Annotated in this window: 16 protein-coding genes; 3 read left to right on the top strand and 13 right to left on the bottom strand. The window is 40.9% G+C overall.

Annotated features, from left to right (window positions below; translation table 11 throughout):
• Positions 1 to 173: 173 nt before the first annotated feature.
• The 11 genes from NV349_RS08650 to NV349_RS08600 form a co-directional block, all read right to left on the bottom strand.
• Positions 174 to 2348, bottom strand: coding sequence for a YheC/YheD family protein (locus NV349_RS08650; RefSeq protein WP_271912992.1), 2175 nt, complete (start codon positions 2346 to 2348; stop codon positions 174 to 176).
• 97 nt (positions 2349 to 2445) lie between these two features.
• Positions 2446 to 2877 carry a hypothetical protein gene (locus tag NV349_RS08645; RefSeq protein WP_036116879.1) on the bottom strand — a complete coding sequence of 144 codons (432 nt, stop codon included), beginning with the start codon at positions 2875 to 2877 and terminating at the stop codon, positions 2446 to 2448.
• Positions 2878 to 3027: 150 nt separating this feature from the next.
• Entirely contained in the window at positions 3028 to 3687 is a 660-nt protein-coding gene (locus NV349_RS08640; protein WP_271912991.1) for an HAD family hydrolase, read from the bottom strand.
• A gap of 19 nt (positions 3688 to 3706) precedes the next feature.
• Positions 3707 to 3844 carry a hypothetical protein gene (locus NV349_RS08635; protein WP_271912989.1) on the bottom strand — a complete coding sequence of 46 codons (138 nt, stop codon included), beginning with the start codon at positions 3842 to 3844 and terminating at the stop codon, positions 3707 to 3709.
• Between the two features lie 148 nt (positions 3845 to 3992).
• Complete coding sequence (locus NV349_RS08630; protein ID WP_036116874.1) at positions 3993 to 4343, bottom strand: DMT family transporter; 351 nt, start codon at positions 4341 to 4343, stop codon at positions 3993 to 3995.
• A gap of 12 nt (positions 4344 to 4355) precedes the next feature.
• Positions 4356 to 4679, bottom strand: a complete 324-nt coding sequence (locus NV349_RS08625; RefSeq protein ID WP_271912988.1) for a DMT family transporter — start codon at positions 4677 to 4679, stop codon at positions 4356 to 4358.
• 416 nt (positions 4680 to 5095) lie between these two features.
• A complete protein-coding gene (locus NV349_RS08620) occupies positions 5096 to 5230 on the bottom strand; it encodes a hypothetical protein (protein WP_256375522.1) in 135 nt (44 codons plus the stop codon).
• 77 nt (positions 5231 to 5307) lie between these two features.
• Positions 5308 to 6825, bottom strand: a complete 1518-nt coding sequence (gene opuFB / locus NV349_RS08615) for an osmoprotectant update ABC transporter permease/substrate-binding subunit OpuFB (protein WP_271912987.1) — start codon at positions 6823 to 6825, stop codon at positions 5308 to 5310.
• On the bottom strand, positions 6818 to 7774 hold the full coding sequence (locus NV349_RS08610) for an ABC transporter ATP-binding protein (protein WP_271912986.1): 957 nt from the start codon (positions 7772 to 7774) through the stop codon (positions 6818 to 6820). Before NV349_RS08610 ends, opuFB begins: the two co-directional genes overlap by 8 nt.
• Before the next feature lie 97 nt (positions 7775 to 7871).
• On the bottom strand, positions 7872 to 9668 hold the full coding sequence (locus tag NV349_RS08605; protein WP_058844944.1) for a vWA domain-containing protein: 1797 nt from the start codon (positions 9666 to 9668) through the stop codon (positions 7872 to 7874).
• A 3-nt stretch (positions 9669 to 9671) separates the two neighbouring features.
• Complete coding sequence (locus NV349_RS08600) at positions 9672 to 10730, bottom strand: AAA family ATPase (protein WP_036116864.1); 1059 nt, start codon at positions 10728 to 10730, stop codon at positions 9672 to 9674.
• 146 nt (positions 10731 to 10876) lie between these two features.
• Here NV349_RS08600 and NV349_RS08595 point away from each other — a divergent pair, with 146 nt between their 5' ends.
• The 3 genes from NV349_RS08595 to NV349_RS08585 all read left to right on the top strand — a co-directional run bounded on the left by NV349_RS08595 (position 10877) and on the right by NV349_RS08585 (position 13743).
• Positions 10877 to 12262, top strand: a complete 1386-nt coding sequence (locus NV349_RS08595) for a hypothetical protein (protein WP_271912985.1) — start codon at positions 10877 to 10879, stop codon at positions 12260 to 12262.
• 199 nt (positions 12263 to 12461) lie between these two features.
• Entirely contained in the window at positions 12462 to 13187 is a 726-nt protein-coding gene (locus tag NV349_RS08590; protein WP_230593731.1) for a glucosaminidase domain-containing protein, read from the top strand.
• 118 nt (positions 13188 to 13305) lie between these two features.
• Positions 13306 to 13743, top strand: a complete 438-nt coding sequence (locus NV349_RS08585; RefSeq protein WP_058844946.1) for a hypothetical protein — start codon at positions 13306 to 13308, stop codon at positions 13741 to 13743.
• Positions 13744 to 13793: 50 nt separating this feature from the next.
• On the opposite strand, the gene NV349_RS08580 is transcribed toward NV349_RS08585, so the two are convergent.
• Both NV349_RS08580 and NV349_RS08575 read right to left on the bottom strand, forming a co-directional pair.
• Positions 13794 to 14624: a C40 family peptidase gene (locus NV349_RS08580; RefSeq protein WP_058844947.1), complete on the bottom strand. Its 831-nt coding sequence runs from the start codon at positions 14622 to 14624 to the stop codon at positions 13794 to 13796.
• On the bottom strand, positions 14621 to 15406 hold the full coding sequence (locus NV349_RS08575) for a serine hydrolase (RefSeq protein WP_036116855.1): 786 nt from the start codon (positions 15404 to 15406) through the stop codon (positions 14621 to 14623). The genes NV349_RS08580 and NV349_RS08575 overlap by 4 nt, the downstream gene beginning before the upstream one ends.
• Between the last annotated feature and the right edge of the window lie 4 nt (positions 15407 to 15410).

The following is a 15410-nucleotide window of genomic DNA, read 5'->3' as shown; positions in this document are numbered from 1 at the left end:
TAATTGCCGCTTGCCAGTGGACAGTTACTCGGGCTTTTTTATCTTGATTTGACAGATATCATGAAAGAGAGACCTGCACGATGCAGGTCTGTTCATTATTCAATATGAAGTTGGACGCATTATTGTATCTGCACGGAAGCGAAGCGTCAGCCGCAATTACATCAGAGTATACTTCATTCTTCCTTAAACGTTTCGTCTAAAAATTTCACAGTTTCAAACATATTCGTTTTACTAGCACCTTTTACAAGAATGGTATCATGAGGCTCTACCAATGTTTCTAGTAGGACATGCAATTCGTCTTTATTGATAAAATGATGTACCTTGGATGGGTCCATGCCCTTCGCAATGGCGGCATTGCTCATTTCTTCCGTCCTAAAGCCATAGGTAATGAATTCATCAATGCCTACCTCGTAAATGTACTCCCCAACCTTTTTATATTCTTCCTCCCTCAAGACGCCGAGCTCTCGCATTTGTCCAATAATCGCTACTTTCCGTTCCTTCGCGATATTCGTTAGTACATCAATCGCAGCTCGAACCCCTTGTGGATGAGAGTGAACCGTATCATCAATGACCGTAATATCATCACGCAAGTTATAGATCGTTAAACGTCTTGGTGGTTTTTTAAAGTTGAGCCCCGCCTGAATTTCAAAGGGCGTGAACCCTAAAAGATCTGCCACTGCCACTGCATTGAGCGCATTGTAAACATGATGTTCCCCTAAAATTGGAATATACATTTCGATTTCTTCCCCATGTAGCTTCATTTTAAAGGACATGCCAATATCCTTATACTGCAAATCATAGGCACGATAATCGGCTTCTTTTTTAATACCCACCGTCAAGATTTTCCCTTTAAATTGCTCTGTCTCTAAGTATCTGGAATTGTCATCATCTTGATTGACAATGAGTAAGCCCTGCTGATCCATACCATGAATCAATTCGGACTTCGCCTTAGCAACGCCTCTTACATCCCCATCAAAGTTCCCCACATGCGCTAAGCCAATATTCGTTACAATACTAATATTCGGCTGAATTATACTACAGTGGTTGGTAATAATACCTGGGTAGGCCATACCATACTCTAATACGACAGCCTGATGTGTATCATTGATTTCTTCCTTATGCTTTTTCGTATGCTCAGTCGTATTCCAATAATCCTTCGACTCAAAAACATTCCACTTTTTCGATAAAATCGAGCCCACAAATGCCTTTGTTGTTGTTTTGCCTGCACTTCCCGTAATGGCAATAATCGGCAAGTTTTTCTTGTCAGCCTGTTGCTTACTTTTTTGTTGGACAATTTTCTTTTTTAGAGGTTTTTGATTTTTCGCAAGATACATCGCATAGCGGATGGAATGAATGACCACATCTAGCTCCAAGTAAAAGGCAGGAGGACAGCCTGGTCGCCAATTGACCTCATACATCCAAATTTTTTGCTGCTGATCTAGGCCAACATCAATCCCAATTTCATCAATCACTTCCCCAAACTTCACCATTTGAATTTCATCCAGGTGATGAGCTAGCGCTAAGGAGAAATGCTCCAGCATTCGCCGAATATTATAAGCCTCTTCCTTAAATTCCTGTTCTAAAAATGGATCTAAATAATTCGTATAGCCCCCATTATTAATATTCGGTATGATGGAACCATTTGGTGCAATTCGTGGGTACACTGTCGTCACTACCCATTTCCCTTCACCATTTTTCTGAACATGCAAACGGAAATCATAAACCTGACCCGACTTTGTGACCGATTGAATATAGGGCTGCATAATAAACGTACCAGACGCAAGCTGCTCCTTTATCAATGCATCTAATTGAGGCTTTGAATAAACCGTATTGGTGCTATCCTTTCGAACCTCGAAATGCTTAGTTCCCGCCTTCGTAATAAAATAAATGCCCTTCCCCTTACGTCCATCAATCGGCTTGAAGACAACCCGTTTATAATAATTAATGAACTTGTGAAATAAATCGACATCCTTTACAATTTCCGATGGAATCAAATACTGTTCAAATTCCTTTGCTTCCTTCAATCGCTTCATGACATTCCATTTATTCCCTATCGAATAGGTCGTAAATGGAATCTCTTCTTTTAAACGATCGATAATATCTTTAGAAACAGATAATTTCTCTGGGCTCCCCGCATTATAGATCACATCAGGAAAGGGCATCGTTTTTTCCTGCCACTCGCCATTCTCATAGATCTTTGCTTGAATGGAGCGTTTGGCAAAGTCAACACTTTTAGGGGTGAAGTAAAAAAACTGTGCCCCTTCTGCTTTCGCAACTGCTGCATAGGCATATGACTTGAGAACTGTAGTTGGATCAAGTCGATGATGCAGCATACCAATAATCGTCATAGTTAAACTTCCTTTCATTAGATTCTCTCTCTATTACATTCACTTTGTATCCCTCACATATAGACAGATGCTCTAGCTTTAGTAGTTTAATATGGCGCTACCATTTAGGCTCAATGATAAATTTCCCCTTCAACATGTCTGGCTTTAAGAGCTGAATCGCCGATATCCCACTAAGTTCAATCGATTTGTGCGTACTTGTTTTTTCTAACCTCACTACGTCAGCAATCGAATTGGTATCATTTCCTTCATAATCAAAAGCGCGCAACAACGACACTGTGCCACGGCAACGCTCTTTATCAATCGCCTCGATACGGAAATACTCCGTTTCAAATTGTTTCACTGTATCCATTAACCTTAAATGAGCGCCACTATGTGTAATTAAAAAAAATGGAATCGTATCACTACCGACTATTTTGACAAGTAGCTGACCGAAATATTTAGAATGAAAATTCATCATAATATCCTGAAGATCCTTCAAATCACTTAAAGCTTCGCATAAAAAGTGATTTCTTTTCTTCTCACTGTTCAAATTGTAGCCCCCTCTCTAGTTTGAATATGTCTGTTGGTCCATGTAAGTTGCCCTCTCGTTATAATATGTAGCGACAAAAAATATGACGACTTTTTCACACAGAAACTAAAAAAACCTCTACCATAGAATGGAGAGGCTTTCTTCATGAGATCATTGAGAGAAACATGTCAGCAGTTCTTGCACATTATTCGGTTCTAATGTACCCATTGTATGATGCCCTGTGCCGAATGGTAATTGCTTCGTAATAGCATTTGGGATAACCACTGTATAAAGGCCCGCCGCCACAGCTGCTTGTGCGCCATTCGGTGAATCCTCAATCGCTATCGCTTCCTTGCCCTTTACACCTAATTGTTTAAGCGCCTGCAAGTATAGCTCTGGATCAGGCTTAACATTTGTCACGGTGTCCGCGGTACAATAGCAATCAAAAAAATCTTGAATGCCAAGCTTATCAACATACTGATCAATCCATTGACGACTCGAGCTACTAGCAAGACCAATTTGTAAACTCGCTTCCTTTGCTTGCTGCAGCAGTGTTAATATACCCGGTCTGAGCGTTTCCTTTTCCATTAATTGTGCATGACTTTGTTGAATAGATGCTCGAAATGCCTCCACATCTAATTTGATGTGATGATGTGTAACAAGATATGTATAAGGATTAAAGGCTTGAAGATTTGTACCAAGGCATTTTGCATACATTTCCAACGATAACGCAACACCATAATGAGCATAGGCCTCCTTGAAAACGGTATACCACGCCGTTTCTGTATCAATAATCGTACCATCAAAATCAAAAATAATCGCTTTCAACATCCTACTTTCCCCCTTTGAACTAATCCAACGCTATCGTACTTCTATACAGCATGTTATCCTCTGCTTTTACTGTTCTATCCGTTGCTTTTGTTGTTCTATCCGTTGCTTTTGCATTTCTATCCACCGCTTTCGCTGTTCTATCCTTCTTTTCCTTCAATCTGGTACTTTTATAACTCTATCCACCTCTTTTGCTGTTCTATCCATTACTTTTGCATTTCTATCCACCGCTTTCACTGTTCTATCCACCTTTTTTGCAACTCTATCCTTCTTTTCCTGCTATCCAGTACTTTTACAACTCTATCCACCTACTCCTGCAAACTATCCATCACCTTGTCACGTTTATCCCCTTGATTTAACAAAATCACGCCGCCAATGATGAGGGCTATGCCAAGTGCAGAGTAAAGGTTAAACATGTCGTGCCAAATAATCATACCTACGAGAACGGTTAAAGCTGTCCCAACACCTGACCAAATAGCGTAGGCTAGGCTTAATGGCAATGTTTTTAGGCATAAGGATAAGCTATAAAATGAAATACCATAGCCAAGTGCCACCGCTAAAGAGGGACCCAGCACGGTGAAGCCTTCAGAAAGCTTGAGCATAGTTGTCGCAAAAACCTCACTTATAATCGATAATGTTAAAAATAAATAGCCCTTCATGCTGTTCGCCTCCTAATGTCCACCTGCAAGATTGAGTACTACGACACCCAAAATAATACATAGTATCCCTATGACCTTCTTGCGATTAAATTGTTCCTTATAAAGGACAACCCCGACAATAGCCGTTAACGCTGTCCCTAAACCTGCCCATATGGCATAGGCTGTGCCGATAGGGATAACCTGTAATGTCAAGGCTAAACAATAAAATGCCGCTACGTAGCCAACCACCACACCAACAGAGGGCCAAATGCGCGTGAAACCTTCTGTGCGCTTTAGCATGGAGCTTGCAAAAACCTCTGCTACAATGGCGATCAATAAAAAACTAAAAACCATCATTCTTGAAAATCCTTTCTAGTTCACTTCTATCTGTCATCTTCTTCCTCAACATACTCCAATAGATTGCGCTTTACTAATCGTATTACCTTACCCGTTTTTAAATTAGAGAGATTGACCATCACTTAGCTGCATTTTACGATCCGCTAGCATACGATCTAAGCGAATCATTATGGTCATGTTCTCACTTCCTAAGCTGTTGCATCATCAGATAGGGGATATAGGTATGGAATGCATTAGCTTCAAGCTCAACACGATCACACAGTATCTAATTCTTGCTATTTTTTCACTATTAGCTAACGAAAATAGGATACCTTTTGTAAATTAGACAACAATCAATAAGACAATAGCTATGTATATTGTAGCAGTAAATAAAAGGGTCATGACATCTTTTTTGCATAATGCATATCCTTGCCTACCTAATCGGACAACAGCATTTCCAACCCTTTAAAATGAATAGAAGCCGCCATACTCCCCTTGGCTACTAATTGTTCTGATACCTTCATTGTTCCTACCAAAAGAATCACAAGCATCGTCAAGCCAAAAATCAGCATCCCCTTTCCTTCCTTTTTTATCCCTATCAATAATTATCGATAAAAATAAAACCCTCTAATGCTAGAGGGCCTGGCTTTTATTTTAATAATCCTGTCTCTACTAAAAATGCTTTTGCTACGTCTGCTGCGAGCTTTCCTTCCACATTTACTTGATAATTCATTTCTCGCATTTCATCGTCTGTAATATGGTTTGCTAGTTGATTTAATGCCTTTTCAATCTCTGGATAGTTTGTTAGCGTTTCTTTTCTTAGCAATGGTGCTCCTTGATAGGGTGGAAACAATGCTTGATCGTCCTCCAATACATGTAGCTTGTATTGACGAATTTCACTATCCGTTGAATAGGCATCTAGTAAATTAATATCGCCCGATTGTATCGCCTGATAGCGAAGCTTTGGCTCCATCGTTGCAAGTGTTGGAAACACAATCCCATAACGTTTTTGAATGCCAACATAGCCATCTTCACGGTCATTAAATTCTAATGTAAAGCCTGCCTTCACCTTCTGCTCTATCGCTTGCAGATCAGAAATTTTTTGCAATTGATACGTCTCCGCCAAATCCTGTGATACGGCCAATGCATACGTATTGTTATAGTTCATGGGGCTTAGCATGACCATATCAAATTGCGCCAGCATGCCATCTTTTGCCTGATGGTAGACATCGGCTTGGTTATGATTGATCGCTTCCTCTTTTAAAAATTCCGTAATAGCTGTGCCCGTAAATTCAGGGTAAATATCAATACTCCCCGATTTTAACGCATTGAATACAAACGAGGTTTTACCAAGCCCTGGCTTTAGCTGCACAGTTAAGTCCGTTTCCTGTTCAATCAATAATTTATACATATTGATGAGTATCTCAGGTTCAGAGCCTAGCTTTCCTGCTATCACGATTTCATCTTGTGGTTTATTACTAAATAGCGGGAAGAAAATAATGATGAATGCCGTCAAACTAACGAGACTCAATGTAGTCAATGTTTTTTTAAAGGACAGGGATTCTAATTTTTTGAGCAACACATCAAAAATCAATGCTAACATGGCTGCCGGTATAGCTCCTATTAAAATGAGGGCTGTATTATTACGGTCAATTCCAAGTAAAATGATGTCTCCTAATCCTCCAGCTCCAATTAAAGCAGCTAATGTGGCGGTCCCCACAATTAACACCATCGCTGTTCGAATACCTGCCATCATGACAGGCATGGCCAGTGGTAATTCTACTTTCAATAAACGCTTCGTTCTATTCATCCCCATGGCTAATGCCGCTTCCTTTAATGATGGATCGACTTCATTAATGCCCGTATAGGTGTTTCGCAAAATAGGCAATAGCGCATAGACGACTAACGCAATAATGGCGGGAACTTTCCCAATGCCAAATAGAGGTATTAATAAGCCCAGTAAAGCTAATGAAGGGATCGTTTGCAAAACGGCACTGATGCCAATGATACTTTCAGCTATTTTCTTTTTATTGGTTAAATAGATACCTAGAGGAATGGCAATGAGAACAGCAAAAAATAAAGCGATGAAGGATAGTTGGATATGTTCTAGCAATGCCGCTAGCAGTTGTGCCTTCCGTTCTTGAAACATCTCCATCACATTAGTCATGCGCAAGACCTCTTTCCTTTGAATCCTTTGCTAAATAGTGCAGCATAGAGGCTCTTGTCACCATACCGATGAGCTTGCCATCCTCCTCGACACCTAATAAGTCATGCTGGGCTAGCTTGTCAAAAATTGTCGCAAGTGAAGCATCCACAAGTATCGTATCCTGGAACTCGCTTGTTGTCATGATTGGTTGCATGATGGCATGGATAGTAAACGCATGCTCTACCTGATGCCTGCTACCAATAAACTGTTGTACAAAGTCATTGGCAGGGTTTTGTATCAATTCTTGTGGCGTACCTATTTGGACAATTTCGCCATCTTTCATAATACAGAGGCGATCCCCTAACTTCAGTGCCTCCTGCATATCATGTGAGACAAATACAATGGTTTTCCTTATCGTACGTTGCATCTCCAGTAAATCATCCTGGAGTTTTGTACGACTGATGGGGTCTAAGGCACTGAACGGCTCATCCATTAAGATAATCGATGGGTCAGCCGCTAAGGCACGAATAACGCCCACTCTTTGTTGTTCGCCACCTGATAACTCCTGTGGCTTACGCTGGCGATATTTTTCTGGTTCAAGCCCAACCATCTCCAGCAGTTCCTCCACACGCTTTTGAATTTTTGTTTTATGCCAATGTTTCAATTCTGGCACAATCGCAATATTTTCTTCAATCGTCATATGTGGAAACAGGGCGATCTGCTGTAATACATAACCGATACTCCAACGTAACTCATGGATATTATAGTCACTGATTCTTTTACCATTGATCCAAATCGTTCCTTCTGTTAATGGAATTAATCGATTAATCATCTTCAATAAAGTAGTTTTGCCACATCCACTAGGGCCGATAATGACAAAAAATTCACCCTTTTTAATTTCGACATTTAGAGCTTTGACAGCTGTATGGTCGTTATCATATTTTTTTGAGACATTGTCAAATGTAATCATCTGTCATCTCCTTTTAAATTTGCGAATGAAATGAGAATAAGTTCACTTCTATATTTCACCAACAACAGTTCTTTCAAACATGTGCAGGTAGGTTTGGCTATTTCATTCTAAATACTTCGCCTTTTGGCACAAACGGTAGCTTGGCCCCTTGTGGCAATACGAAGGCGTGCTCTCTTTTTATGGTTAAACGATCACATTGACCATCCGTAATAATAAGGATAGGACCATCCTTTGGAAAATCCTGCGCTTCTTCTAGTAAACGGACACCAGGCTGTAGCACCGTGCCTCCTCTGCCTCTTACTTTCACTTTAGACAATAGCTCTTCAGGTGCTAGATAGCCTGCATCATAGGCAACGGCATCACAAAATATCACTCGTACAAGGGGAACATCTCTGGCAATACTATAGCTCGCGATTGTGCCGAGTGCTTTTCCTAGTAAGAGACGATCCATAGAGCCTGAGGTATCAATAAGGACTGCGAAAGTACGCCCATCTTCCTCTCCGCTTTGATGAACCCATCTTGGTCTAGCTATATCAGGTGTCGATGCTTGCCTTCTACTTGGTCGTGCATACGTTCTGACCTTTTCTATTGGCTGAAACATGCGATCAAACCATTTGGCTAAGGCCACATCCCAAGCAATAGGTGGCTGTGCTAGACTACGAATTTCCTCAATGAGTCCTTGTGGTAAGTATCCTCTCTCCTGTGCCATATGATAGCTTAATCCTTGACTCAATGCTCTTCTATAAAAAGCATCCAAATCCACACCTGCCTTACCTTCCCAAAAGTCTGGTGGATTCGTTTCAATCATATCTACTGTGCCTTGCCCTCGAAAGGTTCTTAATTTGCGATACATCCTGATATCCGTAACAATGCGATCATAAATAGATTCTGCCGAGAGCCCTTTTAAGGCTGGATCATATAGCCCACCAAATGCTGGCATCTCGCCAATTTTCATATCGATGAGCCAGCCATTGATGACATAATCACAAGCAACATTCCATAGATAGGGATCACGTCCTTGTCTGCGCGTAGCATGGCTTAATCCCGCATGCAGCAGTTCGTGTGCCATTAAAAAGCGCATTTCCTCATCGGTCATCCCTACAGCCGTATTCAAATAAATCTCCTTCGTTTCCACTGCGATGGCGGCAACAGAGATATCCATTCTTGTACAAACAAGTGGGTCTTCAATTATCGTAAAATCCGCAGCTAAAGCACCAAATAAGGGATATGAGCTCATAAACCAAGCCTTTGCGCGTTGTGCTTGTGTTACCCTCGTTGTTCCTCCAAATGTGGTCTCTACCCCACCTGCTACAAGAATGGCGCTTTGCACTGCTTTCGATAAACCTTCTGCAAATAACGCAGCGTAATTGCTAGCGCCTCTATAAAGAACATTCGTTTTATTTTGTGAAATAATAAAATCCACTTGTCCTGGCATTGTACTATAGCCTTTCAAATCGTCTGGCACACCTTCGCGTAAAAATCTGTCATACAATTTTTCCTCTGAGCTAAAAGCTTCAAAAAGCGGATTACTCATGTCTTTAGGTGCTTGACCAAATTTTAGCTCTGCTAAAAACTTTGTAATATAGCAGTCACAGGCGATATTCCACAGTTCCTGCTGCTCTTTTGGTTGATGATGATGTAAGCCAAGGTGTAGCAAACAATGCGCTATGACATAGGCCCATTCGTTGGGCTGTCCTTTTTTATCTTGATTAACACAGATGACACCCGCGCTTGTGACGTAAGCCCAATCCTTTTGTGGCATACTTTCATATTGCATGTACACAGCATGACATAACGCCTCGAACAAGGGATGTGTACAAACAATCTCATGCCCACGCGCGATCGCTTTCTCATTTTTCTGCTCCTGCTGTGATGCTTTCTTTTTTTTGGCCATATGTTAACCGTCCTTTTTGGCTACTAAACGTGGTAAATCCCGAATAACCTCCAGCATAAACCAAGCGGGTAAAGCTTCACCCTTTTGCTCTGACACAACCATCTGTGCAATTTCTAAGCTAATGGACGCTAAGTCCTTGATCAAATCTTTGGCACGAAAGGCTAATTGTCGTTGATTCCCCTTCAATGTCGTATGCTCGTTTGGAAGCTCCTTCAGTAACTGCGCACGGAAGGATTGCGCCATGAAATAAAGCAAATCTCTTTCTTCCGGTCGATCTGGCCAACGCAATTCACCATTGATAATTTTGGCTAGATCATATTTACTTTGCACTTGTTTGATAAAGGCTTTAAATTGACTGGCAATATGTGCAGATAGGCAGCTGCTTGCTAATAGATCGATTGTTTGTTCTGGCAAGCTATTGCCGTATGCATACAAGCAATCACTTAGCATATGCCATGAACGTGGTGTAGAGAATGGTTCCTCTGTTTTCGGCGGTTCGCTCCATAAATGGTCGGGACGCATTTGAATATACTCAATCACATAGGGATGTATTTCATGTGCATAGGCCCATTCAAGCCAATCTTTGTGCGATGCCCTTAGCTGAACATGGACCATACGATTGATTAATGCTGAGGACATCGGTTTAACAATCGCATTATCCTGAGCACGATTGCCTGCGCCAATGACAATCGTGCCCTCTGGCAACGTAAACTCTCCAATTCTGCGTTCATGAATGAGACTATAAAAAGCTTTTTGTACTTCCTGTGAGCAAGCATTTAATTCATCTAAAAAAAGGCAATAAGGCTCATTTCGCGCAATCATTTTGGGTGGACAAAAAACACTGTAGCCATCCTTAATTTGCGGAACGCCAATGATATCCTCGGGTGCTAGCTGACTGCCCAATAACGAAACACAGGGCAAGCCTAATTCGCTAGCAAAATTTTCAACAATCGCTGATTTCCCTATGCCAGGCGCTCCCCAAATAAAGACAGGTCGTATCGTCGCTACATTCAGTAGAAAATCGTATAGTTGTTTTTGTGTAACACTAAAAATCGTATTCAATCAAAACTTCCTTTCAACTAATCATTTTAAAGGTTCATAATACCATTTTCTATTAAATTGTGCTTGTCTCTACCAATCTATGAAATTGACTGCCAATTACTCGCTGTGAGAAGATAAAAAAAATAGCAATAGAGAGGTCGTGACGTATGCACAATGTCTATCAATTCATGGCGATTTCCCAACTAGCTGAAAGATTTCCAGCAGACTCTTGGTGGGCAAAGTTTTACAAGGATTTTAGTGAGGATGATCTAGTAGCGTACTATGAGGGCGATTTGACACTTCCCTCTCTTGATTTGGATTGGGGTATGCCTTTTCCACAGCAAGATAAGACCATTCTTATTTTCATCAATGGCCATTTAACCGTTGACAACCTATACAATTTAGAAACAGATGGTGCAATTGGGCTGATGGTGATGGGCAATTTAATGGCTAAAAATATAGCGGTCGGTGGTCAGGAAATCTATGTACATGGAAATCTGACGGTCGAGAATATTTTATGTGGCTCATACAATCATGGAGAAGCTATTGTTAACGGCAATCTTCAAGCAGCAACATTAGTTCAGGATGACGAGTATCGCATCAATGTAAATGGCCAGAGGTCGCTTCAGTGTATCGTAAATATTTGGCACGGAGACGGTATTTTTCAAGAACTCCCCATTCGTATTCAGGACATATTAATCGATGAAGTATTTTTAGACGAGGATGAAGATGAGGATGAGGATGAGGTCGGCTTTTCATTCGCTTCACTGGTGCAAATTTTTAAAGAAGGACGTTCCGCACTCACTCATTTTACAAGCGTTCCTCAAAGGACGATAGCATCTTCTGTTTATTTCACGCACCATTCGATTAATGCGGAAAACATACTGAAACTGACTACATGTATTTTGATGACACCAGACAAGCCTTCTTTTGATTTGACGGAACAGGATGTTTATTTCATGATCCAGCGCGCACATACCAATGCTGATGGAGACAAACGCAATGATAGTGTTTATATGAAGACTTCTCAGTATCACTATTTTATTTGGCTTAATGAGGATCAATCCGTCTCCCTCTTGAGAAAAACACTAGAGGAAGAAGCTGAATGGTGGGATATTACAGAATCATCGCAGGCGCATTTAGTGGATATTCACGATCACTGGCTCATGCTTTTAACGTGCATCAATGTAGCAGAGCTTTACTTGCATACTATCGAGATACAATATGTACGACAAATTTTCCAGCAGTCAGCAATCCAAGAATTAGAAGAAGACCATGATGGTTTCTGGGATGGTTCCAAATGCTATAGTTTCCGTCAAGCCTATCTGGATGAGGATGGTGATAGGATACATGCTCGCATTGAAATTCAGACGCCTGACGAAGCGTATTATTTTTATACACTTGAAAATCAATCCTATGTTTCCCGTTATTATCAGCCTCCTCATTATTATGGTCTTCAAGAGCTATCTTATTTGAACACTAGACAATGGGAAGCCTCCGAGCAATATTTTGAGAGATTCAAACAATTTATGTCCCAAAATTTTAAAGTATAAGTGAGCAATAACGAGGAACTAATTAGCACTGGTAGCGTTCTATTAATGATGAAATCTATTTATTTAGACTGCTCTTTATTTCTTTTAAACTCTCTGTAATAATGAGAGATAGCTAAACTTTTAATAGAAGGGAGGGAGATGTGGTCACGACCAACATCCAGCTACAATGAAATACGTGCTAAACTTTTTTAAAGGACTTATGATTACCATTGTTGTTATTTGTATTTCGTTTTATATGGTAACACAGTTATTGAATACGACTGACAGAGAAGAGCCTGTCGTCATTGATAATGGCCCAAGTGTGGAGGAGTTTATTGGTGAAATCGCCGAAACTGCTCGGGACCTTGGTGCTGATAATGACCTATACGCATCCGTCATGATTGCCCAAGCGATTCTAGAAAGTGAGCATGGTCAAAGTGGACTAGGTTCTGCACCCAATTATAATTTATTTGGCATGAAAGGCAGCTACCAAAATGATTCCGTAACACTCGAAACATCAGAGGATGATGGTTCTGGTAATCTTTCCACAATCATGGCTGCCTTCCGCAAATACCCTTCCTATGAGGCATCCATGCAAGATTATGTAAAGTTAATGCGTAATGGCGTTTCATGGAACAAGGATTTTTACGCGGGCGTTTTCAAAAGCAACACAAAGGTCTATACAGATGCGACGGCGTTTTTAACAGGCTCCTATGCTACTGATTCATCATACAGTGAAAAATTAAATGCACTAATTGCAAAATATGATCTACAACAATATGACACCCCTGTGAAAGATAAGAAAACGATTACGGTGGCTGATGGGGATTCACTTATGAAGATTGCAGAGGTCTATAATGTAAAGGTGACATCAATTAAACAATGGAATCAGCTGCGATCAGATCGCCTTGAAGCAGGCCAACAACTTAATATCTATCATTATTAATCCAAAACCCTCCGTACTCAGCCAACAAACAAGCGTATGGAGGGTTTCTTATAGTGGACGAAACCCTTTCTTTTGTCAAAACGTCTTTATGTAAAAATACGGAAAGGGTAGACATATCATGACGCGCATACAACTGCTCAGTGTTATCACCGTCAACTTAATCCTTTTGCCAGTCATTCAGCTAAGCTATAACCTATTTTTCATTACGACCATAGCTGAAAGTATGTTTCAACTGTTGCTGTTTCCGCTACTTATCCTTTTGCTAAATTTAGCGCTTTGGTGTTGTCGACTCAAAATAGCATCCTCTATCCATTGGATCTTTATCTATGTCGGTCAAGGAACAGCTTTAGCCTGTTATTTTGTGTTGCATTATTGGCAATTAGAGCCCTATCCAGACATGCCCCCAGGTGAAGCAGCCTTTGATTTATGTATGATTACTTTTTTTATCGGTGTGTGGCAGCTAATAGCGTTACTGCTTGTGAATGTTAGTACATTAGTTATCACCAAAATTGGGATGTCCTTAAAAAAACTGGATCGACTTAAATCTCATTGTTGATTGGACAGACATGCCATCGATTTTTCTCTTATAAAAACTCAAAGAGAAGCCTAAATATTTGGCTTCTCCTGAAAAAAAGTACCTACTGCTACTATCGTCGTAGCTAAATCCTGTCGAAAGAGCGGATGTTTTTCATCTAGACTATTAATGGTCACTTCATTGCCTCCTAGTGATGAGTGGATATAAAGCTGATCGCCCATATATAAAGCAATATGACCAGGGAAATAGATTAAATCACCCTTTTGCATCTGGTCTTGGTCTATTTTGACAATCGGAAAGCCCTCTACTATTTTGGCATCTCGAAAAATATAAACGCCATTGAACAGATAGGCCATTGAACATAAGCCAGAGCAATCAATCCCTAAAGGCGATTTACCACCCCATCGATAGGGTGCTGTTAAATAGCTAAGTGCCGTTTCCACAACGTTTTCTCGAAACTGTGCCTCCGATAATGCCTGAACTGAAATTTTCGGCTGCAGCCATTTTGTCCGAACATATCCTGTTTGTCCCGATACGAGTTGAATGGCCGACCATTCTTCTGGTACATCCTTTAAAGACATGACTTTGACGAACGAGCCCTTTACAAGCGTGAGTCGTTTGGTACTTTGGATACGTGGTTGCTGCAAAACATCTGCAAAGCTTTGACGAATGACATGCTGTGCTTCCCGTTGCCACGTGGAGGCGATTGCTGCATCTAACAGTAAATCTGTCTTCTGACAATAGCCTTCATAGCGATAGGCTGTTTGGACATATACCCAAGCTTCATTCACCTCTTTGACAATATCTACTGTCATCCCATAAAGTACCTCATCGACTAATTCAGAAGCTGCATCTGGCTTGGCCTGTAAATTGGCAACCATTGCTGTCACGATAGCCTTCAACTGTGTCCCTCCTTTCCCTCCACCAACTGCGCATAAACAACCTTTGATAGACGACCGATTAGTTGGCGAGCCTGCTCATTATCCATCACGTTTGTCATAAAAACACCGATACTATAATCGATTGTGCTACTATAAACAATCCCGACATCATGATCGACCGTATCAAGCCCGCCTGTTTTATGTGCCAGCTTCACATCCTCCACAAGATAACGCTTTAAGGAGTCGTGCACACGCTGACGGCTTAAGATATCAATGACCAGTTGACTGTAAGGGGCTGTTAGTAGCTCTTGCCGATAGATACGCGTAAAAAGATGCGCCATATCCCGTGCTGACGTGCGATTGTCTATGCCCTGAGCTAGCCGTTCTACATCCATCATTTTTCGCTGTAACACCGTGTCCTGTAACCCAATATGCCGAAAATAGTCATTCAAAAAGCTCATCCCTACTTCATCAATTAAGACATTCGTAGCTGTATTATCACTCGTAATAATCATCCATACAAGAAGGTCATATAAAGTGCTTTGGGTAAGCCGTTGCTCACTTATCACGCTAAAACCCACCCAATCGTCTGGTGAAATCGGCAGCGTAGTATCAAGTGATAATTTGTTATGCTCTATATATGAGAGCAAGGCTATTAGAATTGGAACTTTTATGACACTGGCACTAGAAAATGCAGTCTCTAGCTGATGACTCGTAAGCAATTGATTGGTTGTGAGATTATGAACAAATAGATGTACGTTGTAAGGGGATTCCTGAACCATTTTTTCAATAATCTGCTCCATATAA

Origin of the sequence: Lysinibacillus sp. OF-1, assembly GCF_028356935.1 — a bacterium.
GTDB classification, from domain to species: domain Bacteria; phylum Bacillota; class Bacilli; order Bacillales_A; family Planococcaceae; genus Lysinibacillus; species Lysinibacillus fusiformis_D.
The sequence above is the reverse complement of the archived record's forward strand: the minus strand, read 5'-3'. Positions and strand labels throughout refer to the sequence as shown.